Here is a 16,462-nt window from a genome sequence, read left to right as displayed (position 1 = left end):
ATCTTGTCAAGCACTTTTTTCAAAAGTTTTTAAGATTTTCAAGATCCTGTCTAAAGCTGTTTGTTTCTGTCGTTCTGTTCAAGCGACTTGATTACTTTATCATAAGTTCAGCCATTTGTCAACAGTTAATTTGAATTTTCTGAAAACTATTTTATTTTTCAGTATTTCAGAAGCAATTCCTTGCGACAGCTTGTTTACTATACCACTGCCGCAAGGAATCGTCAAGCACTTTTTACAAAAAAGTTTATATTTTTTTGTTCAAATTATTTGTCGAATCATGTCGAACTCTTTTTCTTGCATTTTAGCCCGCCATGAGCTATACTATAACAAAGCATTTCATTTCAGTAAGTCTATTTAATATCATCTCTGGTATCTTCGGCGCTCTGCCGCTTCAGAAATCTCATGCTTTTCCCATATAGCAGCAGGAAGGTTTCTGACCAAAATGTAGAGATTTACATTAAGAGGCCTTCCACCATCTTTATAAGGAGGTCTTCTATGAACAATGTATCTTTACCTGTAAACCGTATTTACAAGGATCGACTCTACAAGATGATTTTTAATGACAAATCAGAATTACTGAAACTTTACAATGCAATTAACGGAACTCATTATGATGATCCTGCAATGCTAACAATTACTACATTGGATAACGCAATCTACATGACAATGGAAAATGATCTTTCCTTTATTATTGATATGCGCCTGGCACTTTATGAACAACAGTCCACGGTAAATCCCAACCTGCCTTTACGCTTTCTCATGTACATAACAGATATTTATTCAGCCTATACGAAAGACATGAACATATATGGTTCCAAGAAAGTGCAGATTCCGCTGCCTTCCTTCGTAATCTTTTATAATGGTGTGAAGTCGCAGCCAGACAGGACAGAATTTCTTCTTTCAGAGTTATTTCATCCAACAACCGACCAACCAGCGTTGGAATTGAAAGCGGTTATGCTTAACATCAATAAGGGGCATAACCAGGAATTAATGAATGCCTGTCATACCCTTCGTGATTACTCCGAATATGTTGCTCGCATTCGTACCTATTCTGCTGAAATGCCACTGACTGACGCAGTTGAGAAGGCAATTACCGAATGTATCCATGAAAACATCCTGCGGGATTTTTTACTAAAGAACCGAGCGGAGGCGAAAGCTATGAGTATTTATGAATATGATGAAGAGAAAACCTTGCGTATGTTTCGGGAAGAGGGTTATGAAGACGGAGAACGGAATGGAAAAATCCAGGCAACTATTGAAATGTGTTTGGAATTTAACCTCTCTTCAGATGCCATTGTTCAAAAACTAATGACGAAATTTCAGTTTTCTGAAAACCAGGCACAGGAATATCTAGACAACTATATAGCTCAAAATTCTTAAACTAATTTTTTCTATGAATAATTGTAATTTCATAATATCCTTGCGCAAAACTGGCGGAGGATAAATACATTCCTCATCTGGAAGCATCTCCCCCGCCGCCTTATTTCCTACAGAAATTCCTTCAGCTTCTCCACATTCTCCTCTTCGAATTCCTGCAGCCGTTCCATCAGTTTTTTGATGTCTTTCTCCACGTCATTTTCGTACTGATGAAGCTTTTTCACGGCTTCGGTAATTCCCATGCTGCTGCCCTGGATCAGCATTTTGGCGATGTGGGAGGTGGAGTCATCGGCCATGGTCTGGAGGTTAACCATAAGGTAGGTGCGGATTTTTTCAAAGGTGCCAAGACCTTTTTCGTCATATCCGTTCCGATTCAGAATATCCCTGGCTTCGTTATGAAACTTCCGATAGCCCTCAATCTGCTTTTCCAGACATGTCTGCAATTTTTCGTCTTCCGTGATCTCAAGCAGCTGCTCCAAGGTGTCTATACCCATCTGGGAATTCTGATACACATAGTTTAGAAATTCTACATCGGCATTCATAAGCGTGTCTCCTTTACTGTAAATCCATTTCTTTACATATGAAATAATAAAACTATCCTCTATGTCTATTGTAGAATTCCCATTTTTGCCGTTATTATTCCAATACACACCCATATTCTGTCCTTCTTTTCGCTAAGTATAATTTCCAAATCAACCCATAGCCTGCTTGCGCCATTTTGTTATTTTGATAAAGATTCCCTCCAAGCCATGCTTACATGGACAAAGAAGCCACAAATATTTGAAAGGCTGGACAGTATGAACAACAGAAGCAGACCATGCAAAGCCTCAACTTGCAGCTATTCACTTTTACTCATACTTCACAATTTCCTTCTTCAATCTCTTCATGATCCTTTTTTCCAACCTGGAAATATAAGACTGTGAAATTCCCAGAAGGTCCGCCACTTCTTTCTGTGTTTTTTCCCTTCCCTCCTGTCTTCCAAGCCCGAACCGCAGTTTGATAATCGTCTGCTCCCTTGGAGAAAGCTTGGAAATTGCTTTTCCAAGAAGCTTGATCTCCACCTCGTTCTCCAGCCTCTGGGAGATCACATCATCATCCGTTCCCAAAATATCGGAAAGCAAAAGCTCGTTTCCGTCCCAGTCCACATTCAGAGGCTCATCTATGGAAACCTCCATTTTCGTCTTACTATTGCGTCTGAGATACATAAGAATTTCGTTTTCAATACATCTGGATGCATACGTAGCCAGCTTAATATTTTTTACCGGGTTAAAAGTATTGATTGCCTTGATCAGCCCAATCGTACCAATGGAGATCAGATCCTCCACACTCACACCTGTATTATCAAACTTTTTGGCTATATAGACCACCAGCCTGAGATTGTGCTCGATCAAGGTAGACTTAGCTTCTTTCTCCTCTGGTGTACCCAGTTTTTCAAGGATCCTCGCTTCTCTTTGTGTTTCCAGTGGCGGCGGCAGAATATCACTTCCACCAATATAATAAACCTCTCCCTGTCTGCCGAGCAGGAATCTGGGCATTACCTGAAATGGATAATACGCTGCACTTGCTGATCTGTTCATGAATAAGTCCCCCTCCTAATGCAAAATTCTGGAATTCAACAGTACCTGGTACTCTTTTCCCAAAGCAGAGGGTTCCACGGCCAGCGCCAGCACCGGATTTGCCACATGAATCACCTCCCTGGGAGTGTGAATACAAAGGTCATCTAACACCACTGCCAGCAGCACGCCTTCCTCCCCGATTGTCTTATAGGGCAAAAAGTGCGGATGCAAGTCAGCCGGCTCTGTACCTTCCAGCTCCCCTGGGTTCTCCTTAAGGTGTTTCAGCCTGTCTGCATTTTCCTGCGGAAGCAATGCTTCCAGAACCTCCGGTTTTATAATAAATACCTCCTTCTGGCTGATGGGGTCTACAAGAAAATTTCCTGTATCCCAAAGCCCGAAAAACGGTTGTACATTTCCCCGATAGGACAGGGTAACTGGATAAATATTTTTCCATCTGGCACGGAAAGAATCGCTAAGATAGATCAGTGCACTAAGTCCCATGTAGGCTCCTGCGGCAACAATCAAAAAGCGTATGGGTGTCGTCTTTTTTACAGGTGCCGCTTCCATAAGGCCTCCCATGAAAAAAGCCATCAGGTAAACAGTCACCAGTGCTTTTACCAGAAGTCCGTTTTTCTTAAGATCCAGTCCAAGAACCAGCATGCCCCAGGCACATCCTCCATGGAGCAGTACCTTTGCAGGAAAAATCATATCCGGCAGTACATATAAAATGAGGCAGGAAAACAGAGCGCCAACGGCTGCCGCCAGCAAAATCCTTCCACGATTTCTTTTTCGCAGGAAAAGCTTTCCTACAATGCAAAGAAGAACGTAATCCATTAAAAGATTCGTCAGAAAGACGATGTCTATGTATACGTCATAATACATAAAAAGCCCCCTGTGGCCTGTCGTCCGTTACCTTTTGCGGTAACGTCAATCCTTCACTTTGGTAAGTGAACCCATTATACGGTCACAGAGGGCGCAGATTTTGTCAAAAAGGGGCGGGAAATCCTAAGAATTTCTCGCCTCAAATCGACAGCATGATCTGTCATTTTTCGTTATTTTGTTCTAAATTAATTCTGTCAATATTATTTTCAATTAAAGCAATTCATTTTTTCATGCTTCGTGCAAAATTAATTCTACTGCTTTAATTCGTCTTCTTCATTTTTCTCATGTAAAGCATCCAGAAGACTTCTCAGTTCTCCAATCGGAAACTGTCCCGGTGCAGATGCGGCGCCAACTGTTCCAAAGGTAATGCCAGAGCCGAAGTTCTCTCCGGAAATTCGGGTAATAGAACCAATACTTCCCATTGCCATGGATACCAAAGGCTTTTCGCACTCCTGTCTCATAGCATTTGTTGCCTCCATAATTGCTGCCACGTCTTCGAAACCATGAGGCATTACCGCCATTTTCAAAATATCAGCGCCTGATTTTTCCATTTCGCGGAAGCGGTTTAAAAGAACCTCCTGACTGTCTGTTTTGTGGAAATCATGGGAAGAAGCGATCACTTTGACTCCTTCTTTTTGAAGCTCTGCCACCAGCTTTTTCTTCTCTTCCGAATTACTCATAATTTCCACATCAACCAGGTCTGCTTTTTTGCCTTTTGCAGTATTTATATTGCAGGCAGCGTAATCCTCCAGAGAAATGGTAATATTTCCGCCTTCCTCACTTGTCCGGATTGTAAAAAGCAGTGGTGTTTCGCCAAGAATTTCCGCCAACGCTTCAAGCACATTCTGGCAGGCTTCCGGATTCATCAGTTCTTCAAAGAAATCTGCACGCCATTCCACCAGATCTGCAGCCGCTTTTTTCGCCTCCTCTGCTTCCTGACAGATTTTTTCTCTGCTGGTTCCAGTAAGAGGAACGCAGATTTTCGGGATTCCCGCTCCGATGGTCAGGTTCTTTATCTGAATAGGTTTTGTCATTTCTTGACATCTCCTTTCTCATAGAATAATATATACTTAGTAATGCTTTAATGATTTCCAGTTTTAAACTAAATGAAAGTTCATGTTCCAATATCTTAAAGCTGTTCATACTAGAGCGTGTTTGAAAAAGGCTTTCTGCAAGATGTGCGCCACAATTTGTGAGAGATTTCGCCCGGATGAGGGCGCCGTAGCGGGCTACGGCAACCGAATTCGGGTGAAATCTCCCGCAAAGTGGGGCGTGCAGATTGCGGGAATGATTTTTCAAACACGCTCTAGCCCGGATCAGTCACTGCTATTGCCCTGGACTTTCAAAATAATAAAAACTTCAGGAGGTACCTTATGATCCCAATTACCGGTCACACACAGCTTACTGCACTTCTTGGAAGTCCGGTGGCACACAGTATTTCACCACTTATGCACAATGAAGCATTTCATCTTCTTGATCTTGATTACACTTATCTTTGCTTCGATGTAAATGAGGAAAATCTGGAAACTGCTGTCATGGGACTGAAAACCTGCGGAATCCGTGGCTTCAACCTTACCATGCCAAACAAAAACAAGATCGTAGAGCTTCTGGACGAGCTTTCCCCTGCTGCCCGACTGATCGGCGCTGTGAACACCGTAGTCAATGACAATGGACGCCTTACCGGCTATAACACTGACGGTGTAGGCTACATGCAGGCCGTCAGAGATGCAGGATATGATGTGATCGGAAAAACCATCACCATCATGGGAGCCGGTGGTGCAGCTACTGCCATCTGTGCACAGGCTGCCCTTGACGGGGTAAAAAAAATCCATATTTTTGCCCGTGAGACCAGTCGTTTCTGGGATCGCACACAGAAGCTGGTGGAAAATATCAACGCCACTCTCCCCTGCCAGGCCATTCTTCACGAAAACAAGGATAAAGAAGAACTGGCACAGGCTATCTCCGAGAGTGCGCTTCTTCTCAATGCCACCTCAGTGGGGATGGCTCCTGATACAGAAGGGTCCATTATTGAAGATACCAGTCTTTATCATCCGGATCTGATCGTGTCAGATGTGATCTACAATCCCCGTGAGACACGCTTCCTGCGCGAAGCAAGAGAGGCTGGCTGCCGTACCTTCAATGGTATGTATATGCTGCTTTACCAGGGGGCTGAAGCGTTCCGTCTGTGGACAGGGAAAGAAATGCCGGTGGAGGAAATTAAGGCGAAATACTTTTCCGAATAATGCATTCATCTGCTATAATTCACAAGATTATATATTTTTCACCCAATCTAGCTATATTTTATAACAATATTAATATTTTCAAGAAAGGCGCCGCATCTCACAGCAGCGCCTTTCTTTTATATGGAAATCACTTTCTTATTTATTCACTTAAAACTTTTTCAGAAAATCCAGCTTATTTCTGCTCTTCCTGAACCTCTACCTTACGGTTCTCTCTGCTCTTGATCTCAGCTTTGATAGAAGTAATGAACTCTCCAAGATCCTTCGCACCTTCATCTCCCAGGAAACGGCTTCTTACAGAAACTTTGCCCTCTTCCTCTTCTTTGGCACCAACAACCAGCATATAAGGAATCTTCTGAAGTCTTGCCTCACGGATCTTATAACCGATTTTCTCAGCACGGGTATCGATTTCAACACGGATACCAGCCTCTTTCAGCTCGTCCAGAACCTTATTTGCATAATCCATATATTTGTCAGAGATTGGAAGTACTTTAACCTGTACAGGAGCAAGCCATGTAGGGAAAGCACCTGCAAAATGCTCGATCAGGATACCGATGAATCGCTCAATAGAACCGAATGCAACACGGTGGATCATGATCGGACGATGTTTCTCGCCATCAGCTCCAATGTACTCACAGTTGAAACGAAGCGGAAGCTGGAAGTCAAGCTGGATGGTACCGCACTGCCAGGTTCTTCCGATAGAGTCCTCAAGATGGAAGTCAATCTTCGGTCCGTAGAACGCTCCGTCTCCCTCATTTACTACATAATTAAGCCCGAGGTCGTCAAGAGCTCCGCGAAGAGCGTCTGTAGCCATCTCCCAGTCCTCATCACTTCCCATGGAATCTTCCGGACGTGTGGAAAGCTCTACGTGATATTTGAAACCAAACAGCTGATATACCTCGTCAATCAGTTTTGCAACCCCTTTGATCTCCTCACGGATCTGCTCCGGCATCATAAAGATGTGGGCATCATCCTGTGTGAAGCAGCGTACACGCATAAGTCCGTGAAGCTGTCCGGATTTTTCATGACGATGTACCAGACCAAGCTCACCCATACGAAGCGGCAGATCACGGTAAGAACGTGGTTCTGACTGGTATACAAGGATACCTCCTGGACAGTTCATTGGCTTAATTGCAAAATCCTGATCGTCAATTACAGTTGTATACATATTTTCTTTGTAATGATCCCAGTGTCCGGATGTCTCCCAAAGATGACGTGCCAGCATGATCGGTGTGGAAATCTCAACATATCCTGCTTTCTGATGGATTTCTCTCCAGTAATCAAGAAGAGTATTCTTCAGAACCATTCCCTTAGGAAGGAAGAACGGGAATCCAGGACCTTCGTCGCTCATCATGAACAGACCAAGCTCTTTACCAAGCTTTCTGTGGTCACGTTTCTTCGCCTCTTCCATACGGGTAATATATTCTTCCAGATCTGCTTTCTTTGTGAAAGAAGTTCCGTAGATTCTGGTAAGCATTTTATTCTTCTCGCTTCCTCTCCAGTAAGCACCTGCAATGCTGGTAAGCTTGAATGCTTTTACCGGTTTGGTTGTCATAAGGTGAGGTCCTGCACAAAGGTCAACAAACTCACCCTGCTGATAAAAGCTGATCTCAGCATCTTCTGGAAGATCTTCGATAAGCTCCACTTTATATGGCTCATTTTTCTCTTTGAAGAATGCGATCGCTTCTTCTCTGGATTTGGTAAAACGGGTAATCGGAAGTGCTTCCTTTACCACTTTCTTCATCTCAACTTCGATCTTTGCAAGATCCTCTGTAGTGATCGGGTTCTCGCTGTCAATATCATAATAAAATCCGTCTGCAATAGATGGTCCGATTGCAAGCTTTACATCCGGGTACAGTCTCTTGATTGCCTGTGCCATAATGTGGGATGTGGTGTGACGGAAAGCGCCTTTTCCACCCTCATCCTCAAATGTCAGGATGCTTAACTCGCAGTCCTTGTCAACTACATGTCTAAGGTCAACAACTTCTCCGTCAACCTCTCCTGCACATGCAACTCTTGCAAGGCCTTCGCTGATATCAGCCGCGATGTCGATAACGGATTTTGCTTCTGCGTATTCTTTTTTAGAACCGTCTTTTAATGTGATAATCATGATTCGTGTCTCCTTTTCTTTTTCTGAAACTGTATCCGGCAGGAAACTGTCTGATACGAAAAACGTATGGTAACGTTTGACTGAGCACTGAAAACCAAACATTTTCTGTACTCCCATGCAGGGACGAGACGAGCTGCAGTCTCCAAGGTCACACACAAACGTGGACTTTAACTCATTGCTCCTGAAAAACAAAAGCCCCTTACAATGCTCTCACACTGTAAGGGACGAATATACTCGCGGTTCCACCCTGCTTGCCATAGCATACGTATCTGTAAACCAGGCCACTTATTTGATGGTAACGGAATCACCGGACCGGATTAGGGCCACTCGGAGGTAGTTTTCAACTGTTTCCTGATAAGGCATTTCCAGCCGCCTGCCTCTCTCTGAAACATTCCACAGTTTACTCTTCTCGTCAACGTGTTTTCTTATCACTGTGTCCCATTATAGCCTCGGGTTTTGGGTTTGTCAATAATCTGCAAAATAAAGATGATAAAAAATTAGATATTTCCCCGAAGTTTTTCTTTTACAAGTGCTGCTACTTCCCGCACCACATAATGCACCTGCATAATAGGATCTGATACCGCCGCAATTCCATAAGGATGTTTATATCCCAGCTTTTCCGCCAATTTTACTGCCCGGTACACGTGAAAATTATTTGACAATATTCCTGTATTTTTCTTACTGCACCCGGTAAGCTCATCGGAAAATTTCAGATTTTCTTTCGTGCTTGTAGACTTCTCTTCCAACACCAGCCGCTCCTGTGAAATACCATGCGCTGTCAGATAATTCTCCATACATTTTGCTTCCGTAATATCCTCCCCAAAGCCCTGTCCGCCGGAAAGGATCAGCGTGGTATCTTCATTCTCCCTGGCATATTTCAGTGCCGCCTTCAGACGAAGTTCCAGGGCCTTGGATGGTACATCTCCTTTTACATGAGCGCCTAACACAACTACATAATCCAGGTTCTTTTTCCCGGAAGACTTCATTCCGGAAATCACACAGCTGCAGATAAATCCAAAACAGACAATTCCGATCAGCACAGCCACCATGATCACAGTTCCCAGCCATCCAGGGAAAATTCCCGGATGATTTCTGCCATAGCGGATCAGTACTGCGCCGCCTTCCAGAACCGCTGTAAGCAGTACCCAGAACCAGGCAAAATCAGCTGTAATGCCAGCATATACCACGATCAGCACATAATAAGCCAGGCTTAAAATCCCGGCGCAAAAACAAAATAAACTCAAATTCTCTTCTCTCTTTCTAAATTCAAATCCACTCTGCGTGTTTCACTCATTACTCGCACAAAGCAAACTGATTCATACTTGTAGAACTCATAAATCAACTAATTTTCCTATAAATATACACGAAACGGATTGCCTGGCAGTCATCCACCATTGCAATCCGTCCCCACAGCCGGAATCCACCGGATCCCGGTCTATATTCACATTTTATTATTTGTTTCTACCGCAGCAGAATTTATATTTCTTTCCGCTTCCGCATGGACACGGATCGTTACGTCCGATCTTGTGTGCCTTTACAACAGTACCGGATTTCTTCTGCTCAAGATAAAGCTCTTTACGTTTCTCCGGGGTAAAGATCTTGTCCCATTGTGGAAGATTGTAAAGCCAGTCAGCCTTAGCGTCTACCATGTTCTTGTAAAGAAGCTCTTTGTCAAAACAAAGACTTACGGTAGTATTCTCATCCATAGTCTCGATCGGGTTCTGAACCTTAAGGCTGTCATTGATTCCATCAAGGAAACCAACCATGGTGAGCACTTCCTGATTATATTTCTCAGCCAGCTCTTTAACTGTACCAGTAACTACTTCGTCCGGATTCTCAAGAAGCTGTGCATAAATGTTCTTCTCAATGTTAAAATATTTTGCCCAGAACTGCTGAAGTTTATTACGATCTGCCTGCTGGTCATAGGCAATGGCACGCCACTGCTCTAAAATGGTCTTGTCGCTCATTTCTTATTCCTCTTTTCAACAAAATTTCGTAATTATGCCGTTTTACAGCTGAAATTTATTATACCATCTTTTACTGAAAAACACAAATCTTATTTTTTTTCCAAAATTTTCTTGCAGATTTTCCATAAAATTCATACTATTTTTCTGTAACATATGTATAAAAAGCCAGTGACAGGTTCATACTATGAGTGTTCAGTAAAATGAACCAACAAATTCATTGAACCCCCTTCAATGATGACGCATTACAAAAGATAAGCGAGATTAACTTATATCCTCCCCGAAACGCCCCGGCTTCTGAAGTACTAGCTGAAGCCGGGGCGTTAACTTTCCTGTTTTGCTGTTTTTTTCTATTTTACTCCAAGCTTCTCCAGTTCCTTTGCAGCCTGCTTCAGATCATGGAATTCAATGGCATGAATACCAAGCTTTCTTGCAGCCTCGCAGTTCTCCGGGCGGTCATCCAGGAAAACGCTCTCCTCCGGTTTTAAACCGAATCTGGAAAGAAGTGTCTCATAAATATCAGCCTCCGGTTTGATCTGCTGAACCTCACAGGAGAAAATCACACCATCCATATTTTTCAAAAAAGGCATTTTACCTGGTCTTGTCTGATCCAGCATGAATTGACTGTAGTTTGAGAGAATGTACAGACGATAGCCCTGGCTTTTCAGATAGCCGGTCCAGGTTTCAGCGTAATCCTTAATTCCAATTGTTTTTCCGGATTCTTCGATCACACGCTTTACATCCGCCTCGTACTCAGCCGGAAGTGCTGCGATAAACTGTTTCCGGTATTCTTCTTCAGAAAGCAGTCCACGATCACGCTCATTCCAGATCTGGCTCTTAAAAACCTTCTCAGCAATCAGCTTCTCTTCTTCTGCCGAAAAGTGGAACGCTTTCAGATAGCTTTCCCAATCATAGGAAACCAATACCTGTCCCACATCAAAAATTATGTTTTTCACTTCGCCTGCGACCTCCTTTTCCTCTTTCTTCAAAAGTTTATAAACCATAAGAAATACATAAGCCAGCACTGGCACCAGAATTACCGTACCTACTGCCGCCTTAAAATTCCCCTGTGCGTTGTCGCCGCTGCCAAAAGCAAAGATCATAGGCAGACAGCAAACTGCCAGTAAGACTACCACTCCCAGAATGGCAGCTGCACGTTTAAAATTTTTCATTCTTTATTCCTTTATAAAATCCGTTTTCTTTTTTGTCATCTAGAGCATCGAAAATTAAGTTTCTGCTATATTGGCGCAGCAAATAAAAATCAGACAAGTCAATATGGCAGTTACTTAATATTCGATGTACTAGATACAAGATACGCCGGAGAGAACCTCCGGCGCAGTCACATTTCAATTACCGATCACTCTGTAACCAGTAATGTATTCTTACTTACAAGCGTCTGATACGCAGCCGCTTTTTTCCAAATTATTTATTTCTGTAAATAATATCGTTTCTTCCTGGTCCGTTGGAAACCATGGTGATCGGGTATCCGATCTTCTCCTCGATGAATTCGATGTATTTTCTGCAATTCTCCGGAAGATCCTCATAGTTCTTTATTCCACGGATATCACATTTCCATCCTGGAAGCTTCTCGATCACCGGTTTTGCTTTCTCAAGTCTGGCTGTGGTCGGGAAGTCTGTGGTAATCTCTCCGTCGATATCGTAAGCAACACAAACCGGGATCTCATCCAGATAGCCAAGTACGTCAAGTACTGTAAATGCAACATCTGTAGCACCCTGAAGACGGCAGCCGTATTTGGAAGCAACACAGTCATACCATCCCATACGTCTCGGACGTCCTGTGGTAGCGCCGTATTCTCCGCCATCACCACCACGTCTTCTAAGCTCGTCAGCCTCTTCTCCGAAAATCTCGGAAACAAATGCACCGGCACCTACCGCACTGGAATAAGCCTTGCTTACAACAACGATCTTCTGGATCTCATATGGAGGCACACCTGCTCCGATGGCACCGTATGCAGCCAGTGTGGAAGAAGATGTAACCATTGGGTAAATACCATGGTCAGGGTCTTTCAGAGTTCCAAGCTGTCCCTCAAGAAGGATCTCCTTGCCCTCTTTCAGTGCATTATTCAGATACAAGGAAACGTCGCATACATATGGTGCAACCATTTTCTTGTATTCCATCAGCTCTGCAAAAAGCTCGTCAACATTCAGAAGCGGTTTATGATATAAGTGCTCAAGAAGAACGTTCTTAGTTTCACAAACACTTGTCAGTTTCTCCTTCAGGCGCTCCTCGTCAAAAAGCTCATTTACCTGGAAACCAATTTTTGCATATTTGTCAGAATAGAAAGGTGCGATACCGGATTTGGTGGAACCAAAGGACTTACCCCCCAGACGTTCCTCCTCATACTGATCGAACAGAATGTGGTATGGCATAACCATCTGTGCTCTGTCAGAGATCAGAATCTTCGGTGCCGGAACACCTTTGCTTACAACCTCATTGTATTCTTTGAAAAATACAGGGATATTCAGTGCAACACCGTTGCCGATCACACTTGTAGTGTGTCCGTAAAATACACCTGACGGCAGAGTGTGAAGTGCGAATTTACCATAGTCGTTTACAATAGTATGTCCCGCATTTGCACCACCCTGGAATCTAACGATAATATCAGCTTTCTCAGCGAGCATGTCGGTAATTTTACCCTTACCTTCATCTCCCCAGTTTGCTCCAACTACTGCTTTGATCATAACTCAAATTCCTCCTGTGTCTGATCTGAATTTCATAAAAAAAGAAATCAACAACCTTTTATCATACATTAATCTCAGCTGTCATTCCAAGCATTTCCTTGTGGGAAGCCAGAACCGGATTTACAACTTTTGCAATAAAGCTTTCGGTCTGCTCTTTGGCACGTCCCACATATTTCTTCGGATCCATGGTCTTCTGAAGCTCTTCCAGAGTCAGGTTAAACGCCGGATCTGCTGCGATCAGCTCAAGAAGATTGTTGTCCTTACCTTCTACTTTAACATTCTTACCAGCTTCCATGGAAAGCTCACGGATACGCTCATGAAGCTCCTGACGGTCTCCGCCTGCCTTTACTGCGTCCATCATAATGTTCTCAGTTGCCATAAATGGCAGCTCAGCCATCATGTGTTTCTCGATAACCTTCGGATAAACCACAAGGCCATCTACAACATTCAGACACAGATCCAGGATTCCGTCAATTGCGAGGAAGCCTTCCGGTACGGAAAGACGCTTGTTGGCGGAGTCATCCAGAGTTCTCTCAAACCACTGGGTAGCAGAGGTGATGGCTGGATTCAGGGCATCTACCATCACATATCTGGAAAGGGAAGCAATACGCTCACTTCTCATTGGGTTTCTCTTATAAGCCATAGCGGAAGATCCGATCTGTGATTTCTCAAATGGCTCCTCTACTTCTTTCAGATGCTGAAGAAGACGGATATCGTTTGACATCTTGTGTGCACTTGCTGCAATTCCTGCCAGAACATTGACAACACGGGTATCAACTTTACGGGAATAGGTCTGTCCGGATACCGGATAGCATTCCTTGAATCCCATCTTGGCAGCGATCATCGGATCGATCTTGTCGATCGTCTCCTGGTCTCCTTCAAACAGTTCCAGAAAGCTTGCCTGTGTACCTGTAGTACCTTTAGAACCAAGAAGCTTAATGGTGCCAAGAACATATTCCAGATCTTCAAGATCCATCATGAATTCCTGTGTCCACAGTGTGGCACGCTTTCCAACGGTAGTTGGCTGTGCAGGCTGGAAATGGGTAAATGCAAGTGTAGGCTGATCTTTATATTTGTCAGCGAACTTGGAAAGCTCTGCAATTACGTTTACTAGTTTCTTCTGAACCAGTTTCAGAGCTTCTGTCATAACAATAATGTCTGTATTATCTCCTACATAACAGGATGTTGCTCCCAGGTGGATGATTCCCTTTGCTTTCGGGCACTGCACACCGTAAGCATATACATGGGACATAACATCGTGACGCACTTCTTTCTCACGGGCCTTGGCAACATCATAGTTGATATCGTCTGCATGAGCTTTCAGTTCATCAATCTGTTCCTGGGTGATGTTCAGTCCAAGCTCCTTCTCAGTCTCTGCCAGAGCGATCCAGAGTCTTCTCCAGGTGCGGAATTTCATATCCTGTGAAAAAATGTACTGCATTTCCTTGCTGGCATAACGCTCAGACAAAGGGCTTGTATATCTGTCTGTACTCATTCTTTCTCTCCTGTTTCTAAGTAAGTTTTTATCATTTACTTTGCGGATCAACTGTTTTTTCCACATACAAGGGGATTATATAACATCCAAAGATTTTAAGCAAGACCCTGATGGAATTTCGTGTTCACAATTTCACACTCTGAATTCCAAAAAATTTCTTTTTTGTCCTTTATCTTACAGATTTTCTGCCGCACATTTATTTCGTCTGTAGCCATACTTCCATTTCCGTATCCCGTCTCCAGGTTTTTCCGGCAGACGCATAATCCACCATCAGGAAGGTCTCTTCCCCTATGGTGACGTCAAACAGACACTGATACTTCTTTTTCAAGGTATTGGATAGCGCTTTTCTTGTATTCTCAATTTTCAAAGGTCCGTTCAGTGCTTCTTCTTTCCGGCAGTCCATAATCGTCCCTTCTTTTTCCTCCAGGCGCTTTTCTCTTGCCAGAACCAGCGGACCATATAGCACAGCCATTCTTCTGGCACTGTCGGCATCCTCCGGATTCTCCATTCCCCACAGGATTCTGGGGTTCATATCCAGATTTAATACAATCTCATCTCCATCTTTCCAGGTCCGCTTTAAGGAAAAATATTTCTCTGCTTCCGGAAGAGCGGCATCTTCATTATTTTCTGCCGTTCGCACTGTCAGCCTGCCTGTCCTGGAAAATTCAGGAATTCGAAGCTCTGTTTCGAACCAGACATCCTGAGTCATGCTCAGTTTCATACGAATTTCCCCATTTGCAGGATACTTTGTTTTTATTTCCACTTGTACGGGAACGCTGTCGATCAGAAACTCAAGTTTTCCCGGCATATACAGATTTATTCTTACCAGCCTGTCTTGCACTTCTGTCCCAAGAAGCGGGACAAGCGCTGTTCCAGCTGCTCCGATTGCAATGCAGCAGCCGCAAAAGGCCTGGTTTTCCTCCATTGCTTTAAATCCGCCCACTGCACGGCCACGTATGTTGGAACTTAATGGACTATAGCTGTCAAATGCGGGAATACAGCCATCTTTGTCTGCCGTATAACGGTCATACACCTGCCTGTAATAGGGTTCATCAAAACGGGTTTCTTCTCCACACACTGCCTTTTCAAAATTAACAGAACCATAAAGTACATTAAATGCCGTTCTCTCAATTTCATCAATATATTTGATATCTCCTGTAAAATAGTACATTCTGCGCAGCAACCTCATCCAGGTAACTGATACGCAGGTTTCCAGCATGATTCCGTCATATTTTGTACCACTCTGCATAAGACTTCCATGATTCAGCAATTCGTTTTTGCAGCCAAGGCCTCCCACTACTGTTCTCTCTGATTCCAGAAGTTTCTCTATAAAATTTTTTACAGAAATCTGCCATTTTTCTTCTTTGACAACAAGGGAATATTCCAGCAGACCTTCAAAGCAGGACATTAACTCATAGGCTTTTACAACCGGATATTCATAAGGATACAATTCATTCTGATAAGCAGCTTCAAAAATGTTAAATTCCCGGGCTCCACCGCAATCTACAATATAAGCTGCAAAGTCCAGATACTTTTTTTCATGCACAATGCGGTACAGCAGAACCACCGGCTCCAGAATAGAGCTGGAATTGATTCCCTGCCAGATATCAGAAGTTTCTGTAATCTTCTTTTTTCCAGATTCCTTTCCTACATGCGCCATAATATAATCCAGATGTCTTTCTGCTGACTGGATCACTTTTCTTTTTTTCTCTTCTTCTCTGCAGATATTATAATAACTGATCAGCCCCATAAGTACATATTTCCTGCCCCACATATCCCATCCCTGGAATTCTGCTTCTTTGCTGTATGTGGAAATTCTGCCTTCCCCATCCTGATAAAAAAGAAGCTGATCCACAGACTCTGTGAGAATTTCATATAATTCTTCATCCCTGGTATAGAGGTAGGTCTCACATGCACCACGCATAAGCTTCCCCCAGTATTCCCCTCTCCAGCCAAGATCCCCATCATCTGGGCAGTTGGCAAACTGATCTGCTGTCAGTTTCCATAGGCTTCTGTTTTTCAGCTGCTCTTTTTCTACAAAACGCGCTGCTGCGTCTGCAATTCCGTTGTATTTCATTTTCATTATATTCTCCTTTATTTGGTTAAAAAGAGCCGTGAAAACTTTCACGGCTCTT

Annotated in this window: 15 protein-coding genes; 3 read left to right on the top strand and 12 right to left on the bottom strand. The window is 43.4% G+C overall.

Features of this window, described 5'->3' with window-relative positions:
- The first annotated feature begins 495 nt into the window (after positions 1–495).
- Positions 496–1,380: a hypothetical protein gene (locus I2D69_RS01695; RefSeq protein WP_148463753.1), complete on the top strand. Its 885-nt coding sequence runs from the start codon at positions 496–498 to the stop codon at positions 1,378–1,380.
- 107 nt (positions 1,381–1,487) lie between these two features.
- Here I2D69_RS01695 and I2D69_RS01690 read toward each other — a convergent pair whose 3' ends face one another.
- The 5 genes from I2D69_RS01690 to I2D69_RS20640 all read right to left on the bottom strand — a co-directional run bounded on the left by I2D69_RS01690 (position 1,488) and on the right by I2D69_RS20640 (position 5,093).
- Positions 1,488–1,919: a hypothetical protein gene (locus I2D69_RS01690; RefSeq protein WP_148463752.1), complete on the bottom strand. Its 432-nt coding sequence runs from the start codon at positions 1,917–1,919 to the stop codon at positions 1,488–1,490.
- 306 nt (positions 1,920–2,225) lie between these two features.
- On the bottom strand, positions 2,226–2,954 hold the full coding sequence (sigE, locus tag I2D69_RS01685) for an RNA polymerase sporulation sigma factor SigE (protein ID WP_118584312.1): 729 nt from the start codon (positions 2,952–2,954) through the stop codon (positions 2,226–2,228).
- A 15-nt stretch (positions 2,955–2,969) separates the two neighbouring features.
- Entirely contained in the window at positions 2,970–3,815 is an 846-nt protein-coding gene (locus I2D69_RS01680) for a sigma-E processing peptidase SpoIIGA (RefSeq protein WP_195379292.1), read from the bottom strand.
- A 251-nt stretch (positions 3,816–4,066) separates the two neighbouring features.
- A complete protein-coding gene (gene aroD, locus I2D69_RS01675; RefSeq protein ID WP_347708373.1) occupies positions 4,067–4,795 on the bottom strand; it encodes a type I 3-dehydroquinate dehydratase in 729 nt (242 codons plus the stop codon).
- Positions 4,689–5,093 carry a DUF6783 domain-containing protein gene (locus I2D69_RS20640; RefSeq protein ID WP_320055000.1) on the bottom strand — a complete coding sequence of 135 codons (405 nt, stop codon included), beginning with the start codon at positions 5,091–5,093 and terminating at the stop codon, positions 4,689–4,691. Before I2D69_RS20640 ends, aroD begins: the two co-directional genes overlap by 107 nt.
- On the opposite strand from I2D69_RS20640, the gene I2D69_RS20635 reads away from it, so the two are divergent.
- Together I2D69_RS20635 and I2D69_RS01670 are read left to right on the top strand one after the other, a co-directional pair.
- Entirely contained in the window at positions 5,004–5,192 is a 189-nt protein-coding gene (locus tag I2D69_RS20635; RefSeq protein WP_320054999.1) for a DUF6783 domain-containing protein, read from the top strand. The genes I2D69_RS20640 and I2D69_RS20635 overlap by 90 nt on opposite strands.
- Positions 5,189–6,058, top strand: a complete 870-nt coding sequence (locus I2D69_RS01670) for a shikimate dehydrogenase (protein ID WP_173769836.1) — start codon at positions 5,189–5,191, stop codon at positions 6,056–6,058. The genes I2D69_RS20635 and I2D69_RS01670 overlap by 4 nt, the downstream gene beginning before the upstream one ends.
- Before the next feature lie 172 nt (positions 6,059–6,230).
- Here I2D69_RS01670 and thrS read toward each other — a convergent pair whose 3' ends face one another.
- From thrS to I2D69_RS01635, 7 genes are all read right to left on the bottom strand, one after another.
- Positions 6,231–8,168: a threonine--tRNA ligase gene (gene thrS, locus I2D69_RS01665; RefSeq protein ID WP_347708372.1), complete on the bottom strand. Its 1,938-nt coding sequence runs from the start codon at positions 8,166–8,168 to the stop codon at positions 6,231–6,233.
- Between the two features lie 494 nt (positions 8,169–8,662).
- The gene (locus tag I2D69_RS01660; RefSeq protein WP_148461311.1) at positions 8,663–9,409 is read right to left on the bottom strand and encodes a YdcF family protein; all 747 of its coding nucleotides are present in this window, start codon (positions 9,407–9,409) and stop codon (positions 8,663–8,665) included.
- Between the two features lie 207 nt (positions 9,410–9,616).
- On the bottom strand, positions 9,617–10,132 hold the full coding sequence (locus I2D69_RS01655) for an SEC-C metal-binding domain-containing protein (protein WP_118578503.1): 516 nt from the start codon (positions 10,130–10,132) through the stop codon (positions 9,617–9,619).
- Positions 10,133–10,479: 347 nt separating this feature from the next.
- The gene (locus I2D69_RS01650) at positions 10,480–11,301 is read right to left on the bottom strand and encodes an HAD family phosphatase (RefSeq protein WP_195379290.1); all 822 of its coding nucleotides are present in this window, start codon (positions 11,299–11,301) and stop codon (positions 10,480–10,482) included.
- Between the two features lie 250 nt (positions 11,302–11,551).
- Positions 11,552–12,832: an adenylosuccinate synthase gene (locus I2D69_RS01645; RefSeq protein WP_195379289.1), complete on the bottom strand. Its 1,281-nt coding sequence runs from the start codon at positions 12,830–12,832 to the stop codon at positions 11,552–11,554.
- 61 nt (positions 12,833–12,893) lie between these two features.
- Complete coding sequence (gene purB, locus I2D69_RS01640) at positions 12,894–14,327, bottom strand: adenylosuccinate lyase (RefSeq protein ID WP_195379288.1); 1,434 nt, start codon at positions 14,325–14,327, stop codon at positions 12,894–12,896.
- Between the two features lie 196 nt (positions 14,328–14,523).
- On the bottom strand, positions 14,524–16,410 hold the full coding sequence (locus I2D69_RS01635; RefSeq protein WP_178090565.1) for a beta-L-arabinofuranosidase domain-containing protein: 1,887 nt from the start codon (positions 16,408–16,410) through the stop codon (positions 14,524–14,526).
- Between the last annotated feature and the right edge of the window lie 52 nt (positions 16,411–16,462).

Origin of the sequence: Ruminococcus sp. D54t1_190329_F1, assembly GCF_015551645.1 — a bacterium.
Taxonomy (GTDB): domain Bacteria; phylum Bacillota; class Clostridia; order Lachnospirales; family Lachnospiraceae; genus Blautia_A; species Blautia_A faecis.
The sequence above is the reverse complement of the archived record's forward strand: the minus strand, read 5'-3'. Positions and strand labels throughout refer to the sequence as shown.

Coding starts and splice junctions, on each gene's coding strand:
- I2D69_RS01695 (WP_148463753.1), top strand. CDS start 496: ATGAACAATGTATCTTTACCTGTAAACCGTATTTACAAGGATCGACTC.
- I2D69_RS01690 (WP_148463752.1), bottom strand. CDS start 1,919: ATGAATGCCGATGTAGAATTTCTAAACTATGTGTATCAGAATTCCCAG.
- sigE (WP_118584312.1), bottom strand. CDS start 2,954: ATGAACAGATCAGCAAGTGCAGCGTATTATCCATTTCAGGTAATGCCC.
- I2D69_RS01680 (WP_195379292.1), bottom strand. CDS start 3,815: ATGTATTATGACGTATACATAGACATCGTCTTTCTGACGAATCTTTTA.
- I2D69_RS01670 (WP_173769836.1), top strand. CDS start 5,189: ATGATCCCAATTACCGGTCACACACAGCTTACTGCACTTCTTGGAAGT.
- I2D69_RS01655 (WP_118578503.1), bottom strand. CDS start 10,132: ATGAGCGACAAGACCATTTTAGAGCAGTGGCGTGCCATTGCCTATGAC.
- I2D69_RS01650 (WP_195379290.1), bottom strand. CDS start 11,301: ATGAAAAATTTTAAACGTGCAGCTGCCATTCTGGGAGTGGTAGTCTTA.
- I2D69_RS01645 (WP_195379289.1), bottom strand. CDS start 12,832: ATGATCAAAGCAGTAGTTGGAGCAAACTGGGGAGATGAAGGTAAGGGT.
- purB (WP_195379288.1), bottom strand. CDS start 14,327: ATGAGTACAGACAGATATACAAGCCCTTTGTCTGAGCGTTATGCCAGC.
- I2D69_RS01635 (WP_178090565.1), bottom strand. CDS start 16,410: ATGAAAATGAAATACAACGGAATTGCAGACGCAGCAGCGCGTTTTGTA.